Here is a 1,244-nt window from a genome sequence, read left to right on the forward strand (position 1 = left end):
GCAAGCGCCGACAGGGCGCGGCCTTCCGACCAGATCCCGTCCAGCGCCATGCGGTGGATCACGCCAAAGACCTGGTTCACGATCAGTGAATAGGTCAGGGCGTCCTCGGCCTCGGCGCGGGGATAGACCAACTGGGGGATGGCGCGCAGTTCGGCGCAGGCCATGTCGTCGGCAACATAGAACCCCTGGTTGTCGCGGATATCGCAGCGGCGGGGCAGGCCCAGGGACAGGTCCAGAAGGGCGTTCTGCTGATGCGCCTCGACCGCGATGCCGGTCGCGTCGTACAGGCGCAGCAGGGGGGCGACCGCGCAGTCCAGATAGGCGTCGAACCACGCGGCCGGGTCATGCCCCGCCATGACCTGCGCCAGCATCGACGGCCGCCCTGGCAGAGGTTCCGCCACCAGTCCCGCGACCTGCATCACCTGCCCTCCGCGTGTCCCGCGCCACGGGTTGCGGCGCAGGATCACCTCCAGCCCGGATTCCGGGCGGCCGGGCAGGGACAGCGTCAGCCAGTGCGGATCGTCGACCAGCCGCAGCGGACCGAACCGCCCGTGCAGCGCGGCGATGCGCGCCGTCATCGCCGCACCCGCCAACAGTTCGTGATGCTTGTTCACACGCTGGGAATTCGTGATCGTCACGGGCAGCGAAACCTTGATCTGCCACGGGCTGTCCCCGCGCCACAGCGTCCGCACCGAGGAGGTCGCCCACCACGCCGGACCCACCGGGCCCAGTTCGCGGATATCACCCTGCGCCACCAGCGCGGCGATGGCCGGATCGCGGCGGGCACGGTCCCATGTCAGCGGATGCGCGGGCAGCAGGATGCGCCCCGGTCCGGGGTCGACATCCATTCCCGGCAGATCGCGGATGCGGTCCGGATCGGTGCCCGCGATCAGGTCGGCGCGCACCGACAGCCCGACAAAACGCACCGCGCCGCACCAGTCGGGGGTCATCGCGCGCTCCTCTGGCGGGGACATGCTGGACAGCGCCTTGGGGCAGGGGTGCATCCAGTGGCCGAAGATCACCGCCTGTTCGGCGGCAAGCCAGTCGGGCGCAGGCTGCGGCCGCGTCAGGCGATGTGCGCAGATCGTGGCGATCCGGTGGCGGCTGGCGCGGACGCGGCGGGCGAGCGCGGCGCCAGTGGGACCGTGATCGCGGGTCAGACGGTGCAAAATCAGGGACAGCGCCATCGCCGGGTCGATGGTCCGCGATCCTTCCGGCCCGTGCCGGATCAGCCCGCGGATGCG

At 70.9% G+C, this 1,244-nt stretch carries 1 protein-coding gene; it reads right to left on the bottom strand.

The annotated features are described in order from the left end of the window. Positions 1–1,244: IucA/IucC family siderophore biosynthesis protein (locus TY51_RS18915; RefSeq protein ID WP_304413111.1), on the bottom strand; the 1,244-nt coding region annotated here is incomplete at both ends.

Source organism: Paracoccus sp. PAMC 22219 (assembly GCF_000787695.1).
Classification (GTDB): Bacteria; Pseudomonadota; Alphaproteobacteria; order Rhodobacterales; family Rhodobacteraceae; genus Paracoccus.